At 34.1% G+C, this 15,964-nt stretch carries 15 protein-coding genes; 6 read left to right on the forward strand and 9 right to left on the reverse strand.

The features are described from left to right. Positions 1-136 precede the first annotated feature (136 nt). Entirely contained in the window at positions 137-946 is an 810-nt protein-coding gene (locus B9Y84_RS11580; protein WP_085517397.1) for a helix-turn-helix domain-containing protein, read from the forward strand. 337 nt (positions 947-1,283) lie between these two features. Here the strand turns inward: B9Y84_RS11580 and B9Y84_RS11585 are convergent, their stop codons facing one another. Together B9Y84_RS11585 and B9Y84_RS11590 are read right to left on the reverse strand one after the other, a co-directional pair. Then, positions 1,284-2,153, reverse strand: a complete 870-nt coding sequence (locus B9Y84_RS11585; RefSeq protein WP_085517400.1) for an NmrA family NAD(P)-binding protein — start codon at positions 2,151-2,153, stop codon at positions 1,284-1,286. Between the two features lie 10 nt (positions 2,154-2,163). Next, a complete protein-coding gene (locus B9Y84_RS11590; RefSeq protein WP_085517402.1) occupies positions 2,164-2,799 on the reverse strand; it encodes an NAD(P)-dependent oxidoreductase in 636 nt (211 codons plus the stop codon). Between the two features lie 125 nt (positions 2,800-2,924). On the opposite strand from B9Y84_RS11590, the gene B9Y84_RS11595 reads away from it, so the two are divergent. Together B9Y84_RS11595 and ggt are read left to right on the forward strand one after the other, a co-directional pair. Beyond that, positions 2,925-3,266: a winged helix-turn-helix transcriptional regulator gene (locus B9Y84_RS11595; protein ID WP_245830854.1), complete on the forward strand. Its 342-nt coding sequence runs from the start codon at positions 2,925-2,927 to the stop codon at positions 3,264-3,266. 70 nt (positions 3,267-3,336) lie between these two features. Next, the gene (ggt, locus tag B9Y84_RS11600) at positions 3,337-5,037 is read left to right on the forward strand and encodes a gamma-glutamyltransferase (RefSeq protein ID WP_245830855.1); all 1,701 of its coding nucleotides are present in this window, start codon (positions 3,337-3,339) and stop codon (positions 5,035-5,037) included. On the opposite strand, the gene B9Y84_RS11605 is transcribed toward ggt, so the two are convergent. The 4 genes from B9Y84_RS11605 to B9Y84_RS11620 form a co-directional block, all read right to left on the reverse strand. Continuing rightward, a complete protein-coding gene (locus tag B9Y84_RS11605) occupies positions 5,034-5,852 on the reverse strand; it encodes a tetratricopeptide repeat protein (RefSeq protein WP_085517407.1) in 819 nt (272 codons plus the stop codon). The two genes, ggt and B9Y84_RS11605, sit on opposite strands and share 4 nt — an antisense overlap. A 13-nt stretch (positions 5,853-5,865) precedes the next feature. Continuing rightward, a complete protein-coding gene (locus B9Y84_RS11610) occupies positions 5,866-6,390 on the reverse strand; it encodes a hypothetical protein (RefSeq protein ID WP_085517524.1) in 525 nt (174 codons plus the stop codon). A 69-nt stretch (positions 6,391-6,459) separates the two neighbouring features. After that, positions 6,460-7,257 (reverse strand): hypothetical protein, encoded by a 798-nt coding sequence (locus B9Y84_RS11615; protein WP_085517410.1) that lies wholly within the window; start codon positions 7,255-7,257, stop codon positions 6,460-6,462. Between the two features lie 135 nt (positions 7,258-7,392). After that, the gene (locus tag B9Y84_RS11620) at positions 7,393-7,827 is read right to left on the reverse strand and encodes a MarR family winged helix-turn-helix transcriptional regulator (protein WP_085517411.1); all 435 of its coding nucleotides are present in this window, start codon (positions 7,825-7,827) and stop codon (positions 7,393-7,395) included. Between the two features lie 1,021 nt (positions 7,828-8,848). Here B9Y84_RS11620 and B9Y84_RS20625 point away from each other — a divergent pair. The 3 genes from B9Y84_RS20625 to B9Y84_RS11630 all read left to right on the forward strand — a co-directional run bounded on the left by B9Y84_RS20625 (position 8,849) and on the right by B9Y84_RS11630 (position 11,681). Then, positions 8,849-9,007: a hypothetical protein gene (locus tag B9Y84_RS20625; protein WP_176223779.1), complete on the forward strand. Its 159-nt coding sequence runs from the start codon at positions 8,849-8,851 to the stop codon at positions 9,005-9,007. 423 nt (positions 9,008-9,430) lie between these two features. Continuing rightward, a complete protein-coding gene (locus tag B9Y84_RS11625; protein ID WP_085517413.1) occupies positions 9,431-11,059 on the forward strand; it encodes a serine hydrolase in 1,629 nt (542 codons plus the stop codon). A gap of 136 nt (positions 11,060-11,195) precedes the next feature. Continuing rightward, complete coding sequence (locus B9Y84_RS11630; protein WP_085517415.1) at positions 11,196-11,681, forward strand: DinB family protein; 486 nt, start codon at positions 11,196-11,198, stop codon at positions 11,679-11,681. 346 nt (positions 11,682-12,027) lie between these two features. Here B9Y84_RS11630 and B9Y84_RS11635 read toward each other — a convergent pair whose 3' ends face one another. The 3 genes from B9Y84_RS11635 to B9Y84_RS11645 form a co-directional block, all read right to left on the reverse strand. After that, complete coding sequence (locus B9Y84_RS11635; protein WP_085517417.1) at positions 12,028-12,393, reverse strand: hypothetical protein; 366 nt, start codon at positions 12,391-12,393, stop codon at positions 12,028-12,030. 361 nt (positions 12,394-12,754) lie between these two features. Next, positions 12,755-13,333, reverse strand: coding sequence for a Crp/Fnr family transcriptional regulator (locus B9Y84_RS11640; protein WP_085517419.1), 579 nt, complete (start codon positions 13,331-13,333; stop codon positions 12,755-12,757). A gap of 750 nt (positions 13,334-14,083) precedes the next feature. After that, on the reverse strand, positions 14,084-15,568 hold the full coding sequence (locus B9Y84_RS11645) for a serine hydrolase (protein ID WP_176223780.1): 1,485 nt from the start codon (positions 15,566-15,568) through the stop codon (positions 14,084-14,086). Positions 15,569-15,964: the final 396 nt, after the last annotated feature.

A 15,964-nucleotide genomic window follows, 5' to 3' on the forward strand; every position in this document is an offset into this window, starting at 1 on the left:
ATCATCAAAGTGGCTCATTGAAATTGATATTTTCTAAAAACTTAATTTAAATAAGATTAGAACACTATTTATTGTAAAAATCGGACTTTGGAGAAACAGAATTTGGATTTCCTTCTTTTTGATAATAGTTTTTAGGATGGATTTTTTATATCGACCACCTCGAAGAGATTTAGAAGAATTTATAACTGGTTTTGTAAACTTGGAAGGAAGCGCAGATCACGCTAGTACAATCCCACTGTATCCGAATAATTGTTCTTATTTAACTTTCAGCTATTTAAAAAGCGCAACATTTCTACATCAAAATGATAAGTACCAACTTCCTAAACTATTTGTTTCCGGCCAGGTAATGGAAAGTAACCTTCGACTTGTAGTCAATGAAAGAATAGGCCATTTAGGAATTGAATTCAAGCCAACTGCCTTCTATAAATTATTTCAATTTGATATGAGTTCTATTATAAACATGTATGTGCATTTGTCGGAAATTGATGAATATCATGTGACTCTTCTTCAAAAACTCGAAGACGTTGAGGATTTTCAAAACAGATGCAATATTCTTGAAGGTTATCTCTTAGATAAAATCAAAGGTGCAGTAAAAACGGATAGAATAGACCATTGCATCAAATTACTAGAGAAAAATCCAGCAACTAAAGTAAAAGAATTATGCAGGATAGTAGCTGTGGGTGAACGGCAGTTAAGGAGAGATTTTCTAAGAAAGGTAGGAGTATCACCAAAAGTATACGCTAAAATACAACAAATAAAACAGGTGTTCTTAATGATCGACCAGGACCAGAAAGAATCCTTAAAAGAATATGCTTATAGTTGTGGGTATTATGACGTAGCACATTTTATCCATGCGTTTCAAAATGATATAGGTCAAAACCCTTCAAAATTCATTGATAGCTACGATGATTATCTGTCCTTTTATCTCAGCAATAGAAGGGAATAAATTTTTACTATCAAATGAGCATCCTTTTGAACTGAAAAAGTAGATAGCACTACATAATAAATTAAATTCTCGTAACAGATAGTATAAAAAGATCATGCCTAGACATGAATCCAACCCCAAAGAGGGTAATATTAAATGCAAAACACCTTCAATCAAAGCCATCACCTACGAATTGATCATGCATACTACAAAACTGAGCAGGTAGACCTCCGAATTTGTGCTGCTTTAGGCTTGACTGCAATAAACTTCATTTCAAAGCTACTAATGATTGAAAAAATACTGATTTTAACGTAGTTCCTCGCCCTTCAAATCACCTTAAATCACAAACTATACTACATTATGATCTTAACTTAGTTTTCTCTCTATCCAAAAAAGCCCTAAAACTGATTGGTTTCCTATTTAAAATATCCTCTATCATACTGGTAGTCTCAGGTGACTCCTTGAATCTAGGAAAATAATGCAGCATAATCAGCACAAAAATATAGGTAAGCCGCTGCCCTTCCCTTAGCTTTCTAAATATGAAGGATAGCAAATTAGGCGAAATAAATTTCACTTCTTTATCTACCACTTCGCTGATTTGCTGTGCGAATTCTGAGAAATTCAATAATTCATCATTAGTCAATTCATATGCTTGATATCGATGAGCAGAGACATTTAAGAGAATTTTAGCTGCTACTTCTCCAACATCTGTCACATCCACAACTGTGAACTTTGCATCCCCTGCGGGTAAGTAAATCATTTCTTTCTCTACAATATCTTTTCGCAAAGTTGTAATGAAATTCTGCATGAAATAAGCGGGTCGCAAAAAGGTATAGGGAATCTCACTTTCCACTATCAACTTCTCAATCTTATGATGCGGAATATAAGATTGTTTTTCAGCACCTTGTACTGATAGAAACACAATATGCTGAAGGCCTTCTTTTTTTACTGCATCAACCAATGGTTTAAAAACAGCTTCCACATCCGCAATATTGGGAGGTCTAAGTAAAAAAAGTATATCAATTCCATTTAAATATTCGGAAAATTGTTCTGGTTTCCCAAAATCAAATTCTTGCTTGGAAAATCCAGCTGTCATTTTCGTATTTCCAACAGCTTCGGCAGTGTTCCTGACCCCTGCTATAATATTTACATCTACTTCATTTTGCGAAAATGAGGAAAAAATTGCTTGGCCTACATTGCCAGTTGCCCCCGTTATTAAAATATTCATGATCTAAATTTTATTCACTTACAAATGGCATTTGAAAAATAAACTCATCAGATTCGATTTGCTTCACAATGAAGTCAGCTAAATCTGTACGACTAATTTTGGTAGAAGCATTTACCCCTACCCATCCTACTCGGTATTTACCCTTGGGCTGTTCATTAGTTAATCTTGGTCCTCTAACTATCATCCATTTAAGGTTGCTGTTCTTCAGAATCTCAGCGTGTTTTACAGCATCATCCAAGACTTTAGGGACTGCTACTTTCATAATAAAACGAATCATTTTATCTGGGAATTTGGGTTCGTCTTTTTCTGGAAATGGCAATCCACCACCTGAAAGTGAAATGATTTTTTCAACTTTTGACTGCCTCATCCCCTCCAAAATATTTTCAGTGCCCCTGCTTTGCAACCATTTAGGTGATCCTTTTACATGTCCAAACAGACTCAAAACTACATCACTACTTTCTATGGTTTTTTGCACATCTTCCAGATTTAAGACATCGCCTTGGATGATCTGAAGATTAGAGTCATTGATTTTTAACTTATCAGGGTTTCTGACTAAAGCTTTGACTTTGAAACCTTTTTTTAAGGCTTTTTCTAAAACTAATTTTCCAGTCAGCCCTGTACCACCGAATATTGCTAATGTCATCATAAATTCTAATTTGTTTTAATGATTTGAACGTAAAAATAGATAGCTTGAAGACAAATATCTTTAGAAATTATACTTACCTTTTTGTTAGTATTGGCTTTAGAAATAATTGATTAAATTGAGAAAAAGTGACTGACAAGAAAATACAAATAACGGCCCGTTGCCCAATCAGAACAACAATGGAATTGTTAGGCGGAAAATGGAAATTACTGATTATCCAACAACTCAGAACTGGGGACAAGCGAAGCCATGAGCTAAAAGAACTTTTACCTGATATAAGTGAAAAAATGCTTTTTCAAGAATTAAAATCCTTATTGGAATCAGGCCTCATCAGCAAAAAAACTGAAAGTAAAAAACCACCCAAAGTTGTTTATTCGATTACCATAATTGGAGAAAAAACTTACCCTCTTCTTAAAAGCATGCGTGATTTTGCTTTAGAATATGAGGCATTCATTGACCACAATATTTAAGCGAAGCGCTTTATGGTAAGCGCCATTTATCATTTCAATTTCATCCAATCGCAAAATTTAATTTATATTTATGCTTAATAAATTAAAGACCTCTATGAAAAATCTGTCAGTCTTTTCACTTTTTCTCGTCATCAATATCTCGGCTGTATTCTCTCAAAACCATTATGGCAAAAATGGAATGGTGGCTAGTGCTTCTACTTATGCCTCTCAAGCAGGAATAGAAATTTTAAAAGCTGGAGGAAATGCTGTAGATGCAGCTATTGCAACAACTTTTACTTTAGCCGTAACCTGGCCCTTTGCAGGAAATATTGGGGGTGGTGGATTTATGGTGATCCATACAGAGAATGGAGAAGTAACCACTTTTGATTTTAGAGAAAAGGCGCCTTTTGCCTCCTCCAAAGATATGTTTTTGGATAAAAACGGTAAGCTAAAAAGCGGTAGCAATCATAATACAGCTCTCGCGATTGGGGTTCCGGGTACTGTCGCTGGATTATATGATGCCCATCAAAAATACGGTCTAATTCCTTGGGAAAAACTATTAGAACGAGCCATTCAATTAGCAGAATCTGGTTTTCCTCTGCCAAAGTCCCTTGCGAATGACTTCTTTCAATTTGCAGAAGCCCCCGAAAAATATCCTGAAATGCAATCTTTTATCAAAAGAGATGGAAAAGTTGTAGGTTTTGGAGAGGACTGGAAACAACCAGCATTGGCTGAAACTTTAAAAAAGATTCAAAAGGAAGGTAAAAAAGGATTCTATGAAGGAGAGATTGCAGAAGCTTTAGCAGATTACATCCAATCACAAGATGGTATCATCACTAAAGAAGATTTGGCGCAATATGAAGCGATCGAACGTTCACCTATTCAATCTACTTTTAAAGGCTACCAATTGTATGGAATGCCACTGCCAAGTTCTGGAGGAGTAACCATCACTCAAATGATGAATATGTGGGAACAGCTGGAAGAAACACCTATAATTGGATCCGTTCAGTATTATCATATTTTAGCAGAAATAATGCGGATAGCTTTTCGGGATCGCGCTAAATATCTTGGTGATCAAGACTTTATAGAAATTCCAGAATTAGAAAAATTACTTTCTGACGAATATGCGACAGAGCTTTTAGAGGGAATAAATTTTGACAAAGCCGGTGAAAGTACCGTAACAGAAATACATTCAATTCATGAGGGACAGGAAACCACACACCTTTCGGTTATGGATGCAAATGGAATGGCAGTTTCGATGACTACTACCCTGGAGCAAGGCTATGGTGTTAAAATGCAATCCCCTGATTTAGGTTTTCTATTAAACAATGAAATGGGAGATTTCAATGCAGTTCCAGGAAAAACAACCAATAACGGACAAATTGGGACACCAGCCAATACGATTGAAGCAGGCAAAAGAATGCTTTCCAGTATGAGTCCATTCATAATTACAAAAAACAATTATCCGTTCCTGGTGATCGGCAGTCCAGGTGGACGAACTATTATTAACACTGTTTTTCAAACTATTCTTGGTACCACAGTTTATGATTACCCAATGGCTCAAGCCATAGAAGCTCCTAAAATTCATCATCAATGGCTACCTGATAGAATTATCTATGAAGAATACAAAATGGCTCCTGAAACATTAAAAGCTCTAGAAGCAATGGGACATGAAATCCAAATGAGAAGTTTTTTAGGTAGATTAATGGGGATAAAATATAATGCAGAAACAGAATTTATGGAAGGGGCTGCTGATAGCAGTAGTCCAGATGGAGGTGTGGCAGCCTATTAATCCAAGGTCTCCTTTTCTTGTTCAATCATACTCCAATAAATTTTATCTTCTGCATATACATAACCATCATGCATCACATATCCTTTTTTATACAATGCAATAGTATTTTCCAATTCAATGCTAGCCTCATTCATTTTGCCCTGCGCCTTCAACGCTTTAGCTAAATAAAAATGATTTTCGGCTAAGTCATTATATTCTAGCTGCTTTTCAAAATTACTTTTAGCCTTTTCTAAGTCGCCAGCTTCCAAATATAAAACGCCCAAATGAATGTAATCATAAATTCCAACTAGATAATCATCAGTAGCTAATTGATTTTCAATGATTTCAATTGCTTTATCATTATTACCGAGCCCTCTATAGCAAAGTGCTCGCACTACTTCCAAGTGATAGACTCCATTAGCGGAATGCCCTATATCCTCATGAGTCATTCTAGATAATTCTTCTATATCTACTATAGCTCCGCCATAGTCTTTAAAAAATTGATGTCTGCAGGATGCTCTATAACCCAAATTTCCGATTGGATCGTATTTCACAGCCAAGTCTATAAGCCTTTTCCATTCCAAAAAATCACCACTTTTCAGATAAGCTACCGATTTTGATCTGTATGCATATGAATAAGTAGAATCTATTGCTAAGGCATTGTCCATTACGATTTGAAATTCCTTACTGAACTGATAATGCCCTGTTGCATTTTCAGTTTCTTTACATGCTTCATATTTCAGACTATCTCCCACATGTAAAAAGTAATTACAGTTTGGTTGGGCTAGAGTTAGAAAAGATATGGAAAATAAAATTATGGTTAAATAGAGCTTCATCGGTTTTCGTTAGTTAAGGCATGATTTCAATAATTTTACCATTCTGGATTTTAAAAATTAGATATTGATAATAATCTAGGCTCATATTGTCCATTTGATCCATTTCAATCGGAAGCCAACCATCCATTTTTTTAGTTAAATCAAGGAGCTGATTACTAATTTGAGGTTCAAATTCCATAGGTTGATATTCAGCATTCATAGACATTATTCGAAACCTGCCTGTTTCACCCTTACAATTCACTACAAACCGAATTCGCAAAAGCCCACTCTTTTTTGATGAAACTGGTTTATAATTCTTATTAAAATATTGAACTATAGCCGGTTTCTCTCCTTTGTATTGGACACCTTTGCTAAAATTAAAATACTGCCTGATATCCTTATCTGCATAGCATAATTTAAAATCAGAATTATCTGTTTCTTCATCATATTCGATATCTCCGACCCAGCGTAGATAAGATTCTTTTTCTTTTGTGGTATTACTATTACATGAAAAAATGCAAATAGAAATAGAGGTGACAATTAAAAATAAATTCTTCAATTGAAAGGGAATAAGGTTGATAGTTTTATTAAATTTTAAGCTACTAAATGACAAGATATTTTATTTGTGCTAATCTGTACAACTCACATCTTGTAAATTTTCATCCCAACAATGGAAATCAGAATCACCAAAATGATTTTCACTTTTTACTCTTCCAAATTTCAAATCACTACTCCAGTCAATTTCAATTAAATCACTTGTTTGGGTATTAGAAATTTCAACTGAACGGTTGTAATCGCTATTCTCATCTCGATTATAGATAATGAAGCTTCCCTCTAACACTCCTTGCTTTTCAATGGTAAAAGTGGCATTTGCCTCTGTTCGGTCTTCATTTCTAGACCATTCGGTGTTAATCCAGGCTGAAGGATTTTGAGGACTTTCATAAAGTGTCCAACCACCATTATTTCCATCTATATCTGATGCTCCCTCAAACCACACAAAATCCTCTACATTATTAGATGTTGAGGAAATATAGCCTTTCCAAGTCACATTACTATTGACCACATCAGCTGTAAGTCTGATAGATAAATCATTTCCATTTGCAGAAAATGAACTTTCCCAAGTCCATACCCCTGCTTCTAAGTCGTAGAAAGGCTCTTGAGCTATTGTTGCTTTGAAAGCAGTAACAGGAATTACTAAATTACCCTTTAAAATTGCAGAATAAACGCTGACGTTTAGAGCTGAATAGAACCAATTTTCAATGGTTTGATTTCGCTGATTTGCATCAGCTTCAAAATCATCGAAGTCAGGGGCCATACTATATTCAGGCGGCAAAACTGGTTGTGGGTCTTGATTATTCTCATCATCTGAGTTGCAAGATGCCAAAATGACTAATATACTGAAGAGTAGACTTATAAGCTTTTTCATTACTTTTTTTGTTTTATTCTAATTCATAGATACAAAATAATTGGAATTAGTTGGAATCTCTCCTTCTAAACGTTACAAAAGTTATTAAATTATGATGATTAAAAATCATAAATAAAGAAATAGTTTTAAATTAAACTAAGACAAATTCTGGTAAATACTCTCCAATATCCTCTTGAACTCTTGAAAGTCCTGTTCTGAAAGGTTTTCCCAAGCCTTCATCCTGATTTTTTGAACCTCAGGCAGACATTCTTCCACCATATGTTTCCCCTCAGGAGTTAAGGCTATTATAAAACTTCTCCTATCACTTGGATGGGGCTTACGTTCGATCAATTCCTTGGCTTTCAATAAATCAATAATGCGGGTCATGGTCGGATGATCTTTGAACGTATTGATTGCCAACTCTCTTTGGTTTACTTCGCCCTTATCGTACAATTGCTTTAAAACTGCCCACTGGTCAATGGTGATGGTCCAGCCCAATTCCCTGAATCTTTGCTTTGCATATTGCTTAACCCTGCGCGCTGTCTGGTCAAGTAAAAATGAATATCGACTGTATTTTTGGGCTTCTTGCATTATTAATAATTAGTATAACAACAAAGATAGGGAAAATAAGCGGAATGAATCAGACTTCAGTTTTGGATAAATAGCTTACAGTATTGAAACAGTAATTAAAGAATTGACCTAATTACACTTAAATTTAAATCAGCTATATTATTCCTTTAATGACAAGACGTTTTTTATTAACAACAATGTACTATTTTCAATTAAGGAAATATCGTCTAAAAAAGGCCTCTGCAGTTAAATAATTGATATCCCTCCCAAAAATGGTCAGTTAGTAACACATCAAAACAGTTAAAGAAATTGAAACCGGAAACCTTATTCATCCATGACTCTGCGGACAAACAGGATATATTAGATGTTATGAAAATATAGGAATAAGTGGCCCGTATTCAGTTTAAGAATTAGCAAGACCTAATCATGGAATAATACTTACTCATGACGAAGACATGATGAAAATTTTATCTCAGTTTTGTAGTAAAGAGTAGTTATGAAAATGGATTATTTCAATCAGAAATCAGAGTGCTTAAAATACAGGAAACTGACAAAAAAGGATATTCAAGCTTGGGTATCCTTCTTTGTAAATCATGATTAGAAATAGACCTCTAGTGACTTCACTAAAGGAAAGTCCATTATTGAAGAGGTTCTGTCATGGTCTCTCCCCCTTGTTCTCACAAAACAGTTTTTCACCAACTTTGGCTTAAACCAAAATAAATCGGAAAGCAAACCAATACAATACGACAATCTTGGAGCACAACTGCAATTACAATTGGATTAAAAGGCATCTCTGTCACCTCAAATCTTGCTTGAAGTGAAATTCAAAAGTTCAGTAACAGAGTCTAATCAGGGATGAGAATTGAAAATCAAATCTTCATGAACCTATTATTTTTGTAGTCTATCTAAAAATTGAATCAGACAGATTTGAAACATTAACTGAACTTAATAATATCCCAGAGGAATATGCCTTTTGGAGAGAGTTTTATAAGCATCCAAATGGAGCAAAAAAATCACAGATATTGTCATAACTTCACACGATTTGAATTTAAACACAGAAACAATTAAAGCAGTTAATGGAATTGAAAATTTAACTGTTGAAAGTGGCAAAGAACACTTAATGGAAGTTCATTTTGATAATGACATTCAAGGGAAATCTTTTGATTTAAGACCTGAATTACCATTAATTATCTATTTGTAAGGCAAAAAAAAGGTGTGATGAGGAATTGCGGCTACATAATAATCGTTTCTAATCTCAAACTAAGATCTTTACAAATAATGAAGACTGCTTCTATCAATTTTTTAATTCATTGCAGGATTCATCTGCTCTGCAGCCTTTGCTCTATCACTTAGTTAATTTCTCTTTCTCCTTTTTTCGGCTTAGATCATTAATTAGCCCTCTTTTTGACTTTGATCAATTAAACAGATCTGAATAATAATATAAAAAGTTCAATAGATACAAATAGTACATTTTGGGTGATACCTACTTTTTTAATTAGACATATCTTTACTTGGCAAAGGGAAATACCCCCTAATTTCGAACGGCTATCAAAAGTCTGAAAAGCATTTGAATTCAATGCTCTTTAAAAGAAATAAGCCTTAAACAATAATTTTAAAGTAACTAATGAAGAAAATAATTCTATTTTGGGCACTACTTATGTCTGTTAATACAGTTTTTGCGCAAACTAGCTTACCCGCAATCAAGCCATCCATTCTAGATTCAATAGCCCTTTCATACTGTAATCCCGGTGAACCTGGAATGGCAATAGGAATTGTTATAAATGGGGAAACCGTTTTCAAGAATTCTAAAGGAATCGCAGACCTTACAAACAACCTTCAAATAACTGATTCATCGACATTTAATATCGCCTCTGTTTCAAAGCAATTTACTGCATTTTTGACTCTCATTGCTGAAAAAGAAGGCAAATTTAACTTAAGTGATGATATTAGACAGTATCTGCCAGAACTAAAGACATTGCCTCATAAAATCACAATCCAGCAACTCGCCAATCATTCTCACGGTTTACCAAACTACTCTGATTTAATCGAAATGATAGGTTTTGGATTGTCTTCCCCATTAAGCAACATACAAGTAGTAGAAACTCTTTTGAACGTAAAACAAGTGAGCTTTAAACCAGGTACAAAATATCAATATGGTAATTCAGGGTTTATACTGCTCGCTGAGATATTAAAACGTGTATACGATAAGCCGTTTACTGTCCTGATGAAAGAAAAGGTTTTTGATGCTCTTAAGATGACTCATACGGCCATAATTGATGATCCTAACACCATTGTAAAAAATAAGGCAAACGCATATAAAAAGAAGGGGGATTCCTTCACTAAATTTCCTAGCAGACAAATGGAGAGTGGCTCATCAAATGTTTATACTACATTAAATGACATGCTAAAATGGGCAGTATATTTTCAAAACCCTCCTGAAGATGATGAGAACAGGATTAGGCAGTTATCTCAAAGCACAATATCTATAACCAAAACTGGAGATTTACATTATGGATTAGGCCTTTATACTGAAACTTATAAAGGACTAAAACTCATTTTTCATGGTGGAGGAACCGCTGGCTATCGGGCATATATTTTACATGTCCCTGAACATAATTTTTCGATCTTCACCTTAGGTAATAAAGAAGGGTTTGATGCGCTACATGTAATTTACGACATTCTAGATTTGTATTTTGATCAACACTTTGAAGAACCTATACGGGAAAAAATTTCTCCTACGAAAAAAGAGTTGGAAGCGTACGCAGGAACCTACAGATTTCAACCTGGACAGTACTGGGGATTCAATGTCGAGAATGAACGTCTCTATTTTAACGGTATAGACAAGCCCCTTTCATGGGTCGCAAATAGCAAATTTGATTTCTTTCTACCATTATCAAATATAACCTTTCACCCAAACTCGATGGAATTTAGGATAGGTGATATGAATTATCAATGCGAAAAAATTGAGGTAAATCCCCCCGTTCTTAGTTTAGATGAATTAAAAGTATATGAAGGAATCTATAAAAATGAAGAATTCAATATTTTTTATGAACTGTTATTAAAAGAAGACAAGCTTGTCGCAAAACATCTCACAAATGGTGAAATTATTTTAAATCCACTATCAGAAAACAGCTTTTATGCAGAGTACCCCTTAGGAGAATTAAACTTTAAGCTCAGCCAGAATGGAGAAGTCAAAGGATTTACCTTATCGGGTCAAAATTACAATGACATAACATTCGTAAAAGTGAATTGATACTTTTAAGCATTCTATCAATAGAAGAGCATTTTACTTGTTAAAGGGAAAACTACTAAAAACACAAAGGTCTAATTATCTACAAAGTTAGTGGAGACCCGCTACTACTTTGAAATTATATTCTTTGTATGAAAAAATGAATGGAAAGATCAGTTATCGAACAACTGGAGCTAGCGGAGCTCTTCTTGATGAATACGAGAAATCAATTAAAGAACTCATAACTATAATCATTGACGTTCCGGTAGATGATTTAATTAAAATCGTAGATTCAAGCACACATGATGAAGACTGTAAATCAATACAAACTATTTTAGCTCACGTAGTTCACAGCGGTTACACATATGTAATCGAAATTAGGAATTGGTTAGGCGAAAAAGTTCAATTCATGGATAAAGAACTATTGCGAAGTGCTGCTAAATACAAAAATGCCTTGGGAGATATGTTTCGCTATACTGAAAAACTGTTTGAAGATTATCCAAATCTTGAATTGCACGAATACAAATCCATTAGAAAAATAAATGTACGATGGGGACAACAATATGATGTGGAGCAATTACTTGAACATGCAATTGTTCATATACTAAGACATAGGAGACAAATACAAAGATTCAAAGAAAAATAACTAATAAAGCAAGAAACTAACAATGCACATTAAAATTAGGCAAAATGGTAGAAAAATAAAGAGTTTTGACCCGTGTCTGACTTTGTCCTAAACTTTCAGTTAAGCATTTCGAAATCGTATACATATGACAAACTTACGGTTGTACAACATTTCACGAGTGACGGAAATTGATAAAGAAATACCAGCCTATTATTCAACTTGAATTTGCAGCGTTTTTGAAATTATTGACGAAACATTGGAATCTCAATTGTAATTAAATACAGTTTCCTAAATTGCTTTTTTTCCTCACTCCGCTTTCACCAAGGCTTGAAATTCATCAGAAGAGGAACTTCCTACCTCGGTAATATCAAAGATCACATAACGAATTATCAGCTTTCCAGAGAAGTTTGATTTTATCTAAATCTGAAGATATCTCATTGGTAAAACCAAGGGTATCGCCATTACAATTCTGTACAAAAGATACATAATTAATACTTGGATTGCAGTTACCAGAAAAGAAAACTACATTTCCCTCGTACTGGGCTGAATTGAAGTAAGAATATTGATCATCCTGAAATTCTTCAATTGCATTTTTTAGCCAAATTAATTCTGTTTCAGGATTTCGGACATTGCACAAGTTTTCTGCATATTGAATGGCATCATCTTTACAAGAGATGAAAATTGAAGACGAAAGGGCTAGAAGCATACTAGTAGTTTTCAATATTTTACTCATATCAGTTTCTTTTTTTTACATATAAAAGGATAATAAAGTACTTCTCGACACTAACAGCCTCTCCTATTTGCATTCAAGTTAAAATTTACCTCTGATTTGTCAATCCACCAAAAAGAATGGTTTTAACGCTAAATGATTAATACATTTAGCTTCAAAAATTTGCAATAGTAAAATAAACGTACTCTTAAAAAATCGCTGATTTATTAAGAAATCATCCTTAAAATGTTAAAATCTAATTGTTAGTTAATTAAATAAGTAGAAGAATATTCTTTAATCGCTTACTTAATCAGGATGATATTTTTGACATCAAGATTGACGAAATTTAAGTTGTTGAATTCTGCAAGTGATAATAATTGTCATTCTACTTTTCTTTCTCAATAATTCTTGATCGGATACGGCTTAATGATTGAGGTTTCATACCTAAGTAACTGGCCAACTGATGTTGAGGTACTCGATTCAGTAATGCAGGTCTATTCTTTAAAAGATTCAGGTATCTCTGCTCAGGAGAAGAAGTTTTAAAATCATCAAAACTTCTTTGACTATTAGCTAAAAGCTCTTCTGACAATATTCGGCATAGCGTTTCAAATCTTGGGAATTTAGCAAAAACATCAGCCTCCATATCTGGGTTTGAAACACTCACAATCGAATCTTCAACACAAGCTATAAAATATTCTGAGGGTTTTTTAGTAAGCACGCAACTTGGGGTATGTCCCTCCATTTCTGTAAAAAACTCTGTTGTTTTTTCTTCACCATCTACATCATAAAAAGTTCTAATACACCCTTTCAAAACAAAATAACCCTGATTTGATGTTTCTCCTTCTCGTAAGAGGATCTCTCCTTTTTTAAAGGACCGGAACACATCTAAAGACAAAATTACACCTTTCTCATCTTCAGTGAGTGGCATATATTTCTCTATAAAGTCGAATAATATGTTTTGCATATAATTGATCTGCTAAGTTCTTGGAATCAGTTCAAAAATTTAATAAATATAATAAAATTCACTAAAGGAGTAAACTAAAGGCCCTTAAATGGGTAATTGGTTTACTGTCGTTACGAACTATTTCTACATAATTGCACAGCTTTTCAATTGTATTGACGTAACCTACCTTCGCAAACAGAATCTTAAACATCGTATAGTATAGTTTATGTTACTTTTATATTTCTAAAAAACTCCATTTACTCTTTAGCAGCTACTTTTTCGATAAGAATCGTATGTATTGCCCAAGTTATGGGCTAGAGAACATCAAATAATTTCACATATTTTGTACGGTTTAGAACCCAGTATATCAACGTACATTTGTAGTAGGTTATAAATAGAAAGTCCCCGTAAAGTAGAATCTTCATCATATAATTTTCAACTTGGGGACTTACTTTTTTAACCGGTTGAATAAATAATCAAGAGACCAACCTTAATCCTTTGTAGGGAAAACTTATAGCCTAAGACGCAGTAGTCAATTGCTACTATACTTAAGAAAGTAAAATTTTAAATTCCGGAAAATTGCAGAGTCTGTTTCTAATAATACTTTCATATATTTTCAGCATAGAAAAAGATATTTGGGCTTGTCCTTTATTAAAGATTAAAACCTATTTTACATTAAGGACTCTTTAATATACAATTAAATAAAATACTGCTAACCAATGCTGAAATCAGGTAATCATCTATAAACAAGATAATTCAAAAACGCGATTTCTATTTCCTGCTTATCTTTGTAAATTCCACAGGCACTGATTGTAGATTAATAGTCAGCGATGATATCTCGTCTGAGTTATTAGTTCTAAAATTTACAGCAAATTCTGGATTCATGATATCAGATATGTCCTCGAGGGGCTTCATCACAAAAACATTGTGGTGAAGGTGCTCCAAGAAAAACTTGTATGAAGGATAAATAGCATATAATTTATCCTCTTCTAAAACGATTTCTATTTTTCCGTACCCTTTGTGTTCATATTCACCAACGAAAGAATCTAAAGAATGCGTGGGCATCTTTGCCGCATTCATAGCCATGTTTAATTCATCCTTTTGGTAAACATCAGAAACAAGCACAGGATAATCATCAATTCGTTCGCTCTCAAACATTCTGTTCTTAATAATATCGGCAATCACATACGGTAAAATTGAATCATCTTGGTTTGATAGTATTGTGATGCCAAGATTTCTAAAAGGATAGGTAACCACTAGGGTACTAAAGCCGGAACTGTTACCTCCATGATAAACCTTAAAATCTCCGTTTTGAGCTTCTACCCTCCATCCTAGTCCATATCCTGTGAGGAATAATGAAGGCTCGTATTCTCCTCCCCTTTCGTTGTAGAACTTTCTAGCCTTCTTAACATAGCTTGTCGGTAATATCTGTTTTCTATTAACCACGCCTTCATTCAACCAAGCTAACATCCATTGAGCCATATCGGTTGAGGTACTTCTTATTCCCCCTGCTGGTTTATAATTATGGTATTCTTCAAACTGAACTTGATGAATTTCATTCTCATGAAGGCCGTAACCCAACGAAAAATTATTACTTCCTCTAGCATTTTCTAAATCTGTAAAAGATGAGGCCATTTTCAAAGGCTCGAATATCCTATTTTGAATTAAATCCTCCCAAGCCTTATTCGCAACTTTTTCGGCCACAGCTCCAGCGACTGTATAACCCATATTGCTATAGATACTACTTTCTTTTACTTCCCCTTCTGGCTCTAAATATTGTAATTTTTCTAAAACTTCTGAACGATCGGATTCAGGAAATAAAACTAAGGTTCCATTTACAGCTCCCAACCCACTTTTATGCGTAAGCAAATCCTCTAAGGTTATCAAATCATCCATCTTATCGTCATAAAACTTAAGCGTTGGGATGTAGTCAGATGGTTTATTTTTCAGTGACAGTTGATTTTCAGCTTCTAAAATCCCCAAGAGAGAAGCCGTAAAAGCTTTTGAGCAAGAGGCAATTGGAAAAACGGTATTCTCGTTCACTGGACTTTCGCTTTCTACATCTCTATACCCAAATCCTCTGTTGAATAAGATACTGTCCTTTTCAACGATAGAGATTGATAAGCCCATTGCCTTATAAGTTTCCAACCAATATTCAACCTCTTTTTCAAGGCCTTTTAACCGACTGTCTTCGTTTTGTGCCGAGCCAGAGAAGAATACAATACTAAATAAAGTAAGCAGTGCAATTTTTTTCATGCTGGAATATAATTTTGTCATTGATATTGTGATAATGAAACCCCCAAAATTAACCAAAAGCCTTCACTTTTGAAGTAATCCAATTTGTATTAATTATTTTAAAATCTCCTAGCAGCAAAAACGCTGTTGCAGCTATATAAGCCATAATAAGTGATTCCATTGCACTAAATTCTAACAATTTATATACTACAATTTGTGCCATAAAAGATAAATACTCATTTCATCCAATAGAGTATCTGTGGATTCCTGTAAATACAATTTGAAGGCCGATTAACTCCATTTAACGAGTGAAAGAACGGAAAATATTTACAGTTACAATTCTTAGTTATTCGTTTTGTTTTACGATTACAAAATATATTGTAGCGTTAATATGAAAGGGAAAAGAATCCAAAAAAT

It is taken from the genome of Marivirga sericea, assembly GCF_900177665.1.
Lineage (GTDB): Bacteria > Bacteroidota > Bacteroidia > Cytophagales > Cyclobacteriaceae > Marivirga > Marivirga sericea.

Coding starts and splice junctions, on each gene's coding strand:
- B9Y84_RS11620 (WP_085517411.1), bottom strand. CDS start 7,827: ATGCAAGAAGCCCAAAAATACAGTCGATATTCATTTTTACTTGACCAG.
- B9Y84_RS11605 (WP_085517407.1), bottom strand. CDS start 5,852: ATGAAGCTCTATTTAACCATAATTTTATTTTCCATATCTTTTCTAACT.
- B9Y84_RS11580 (WP_085517397.1), top strand. CDS start 137: ATGGATTTTTTATATCGACCACCTCGAAGAGATTTAGAAGAATTTATA.
- B9Y84_RS11630 (WP_085517415.1), top strand. CDS start 11,196: ATGAATGGAAAGATCAGTTATCGAACAACTGGAGCTAGCGGAGCTCTT.
- B9Y84_RS11625 (WP_085517413.1), top strand. CDS start 9,431: ATGAAGAAAATAATTCTATTTTGGGCACTACTTATGTCTGTTAATACA.
- B9Y84_RS11635 (WP_085517417.1), bottom strand. CDS start 12,393: ATGAGTAAAATATTGAAAACTACTAGTATGCTTCTAGCCCTTTCGTCT.
- ggt (WP_245830855.1), top strand. CDS start 3,337: ATGCTTAATAAATTAAAGACCTCTATGAAAAATCTGTCAGTCTTTTCA.
- B9Y84_RS11615 (WP_085517410.1), bottom strand. CDS start 7,257: ATGAAAAAGCTTATAAGTCTACTCTTCAGTATATTAGTCATTTTGGCA.
- B9Y84_RS11585 (WP_085517400.1), bottom strand. CDS start 2,153: ATGAATATTTTAATAACGGGGGCAACTGGCAATGTAGGCCAAGCAATT.
- B9Y84_RS11645 (WP_176223780.1), bottom strand. CDS start 15,568: ATGAAAAAAATTGCACTGCTTACTTTATTTAGTATTGTATTCTTCTCT.
- B9Y84_RS11590 (WP_085517402.1), bottom strand. CDS start 2,799: ATGATGACATTAGCAATATTCGGTGGTACAGGGCTGACTGGAAAATTA.
- B9Y84_RS11640 (WP_085517419.1), bottom strand. CDS start 13,333: ATGCAAAACATATTATTCGACTTTATAGAGAAATATATGCCACTCACT.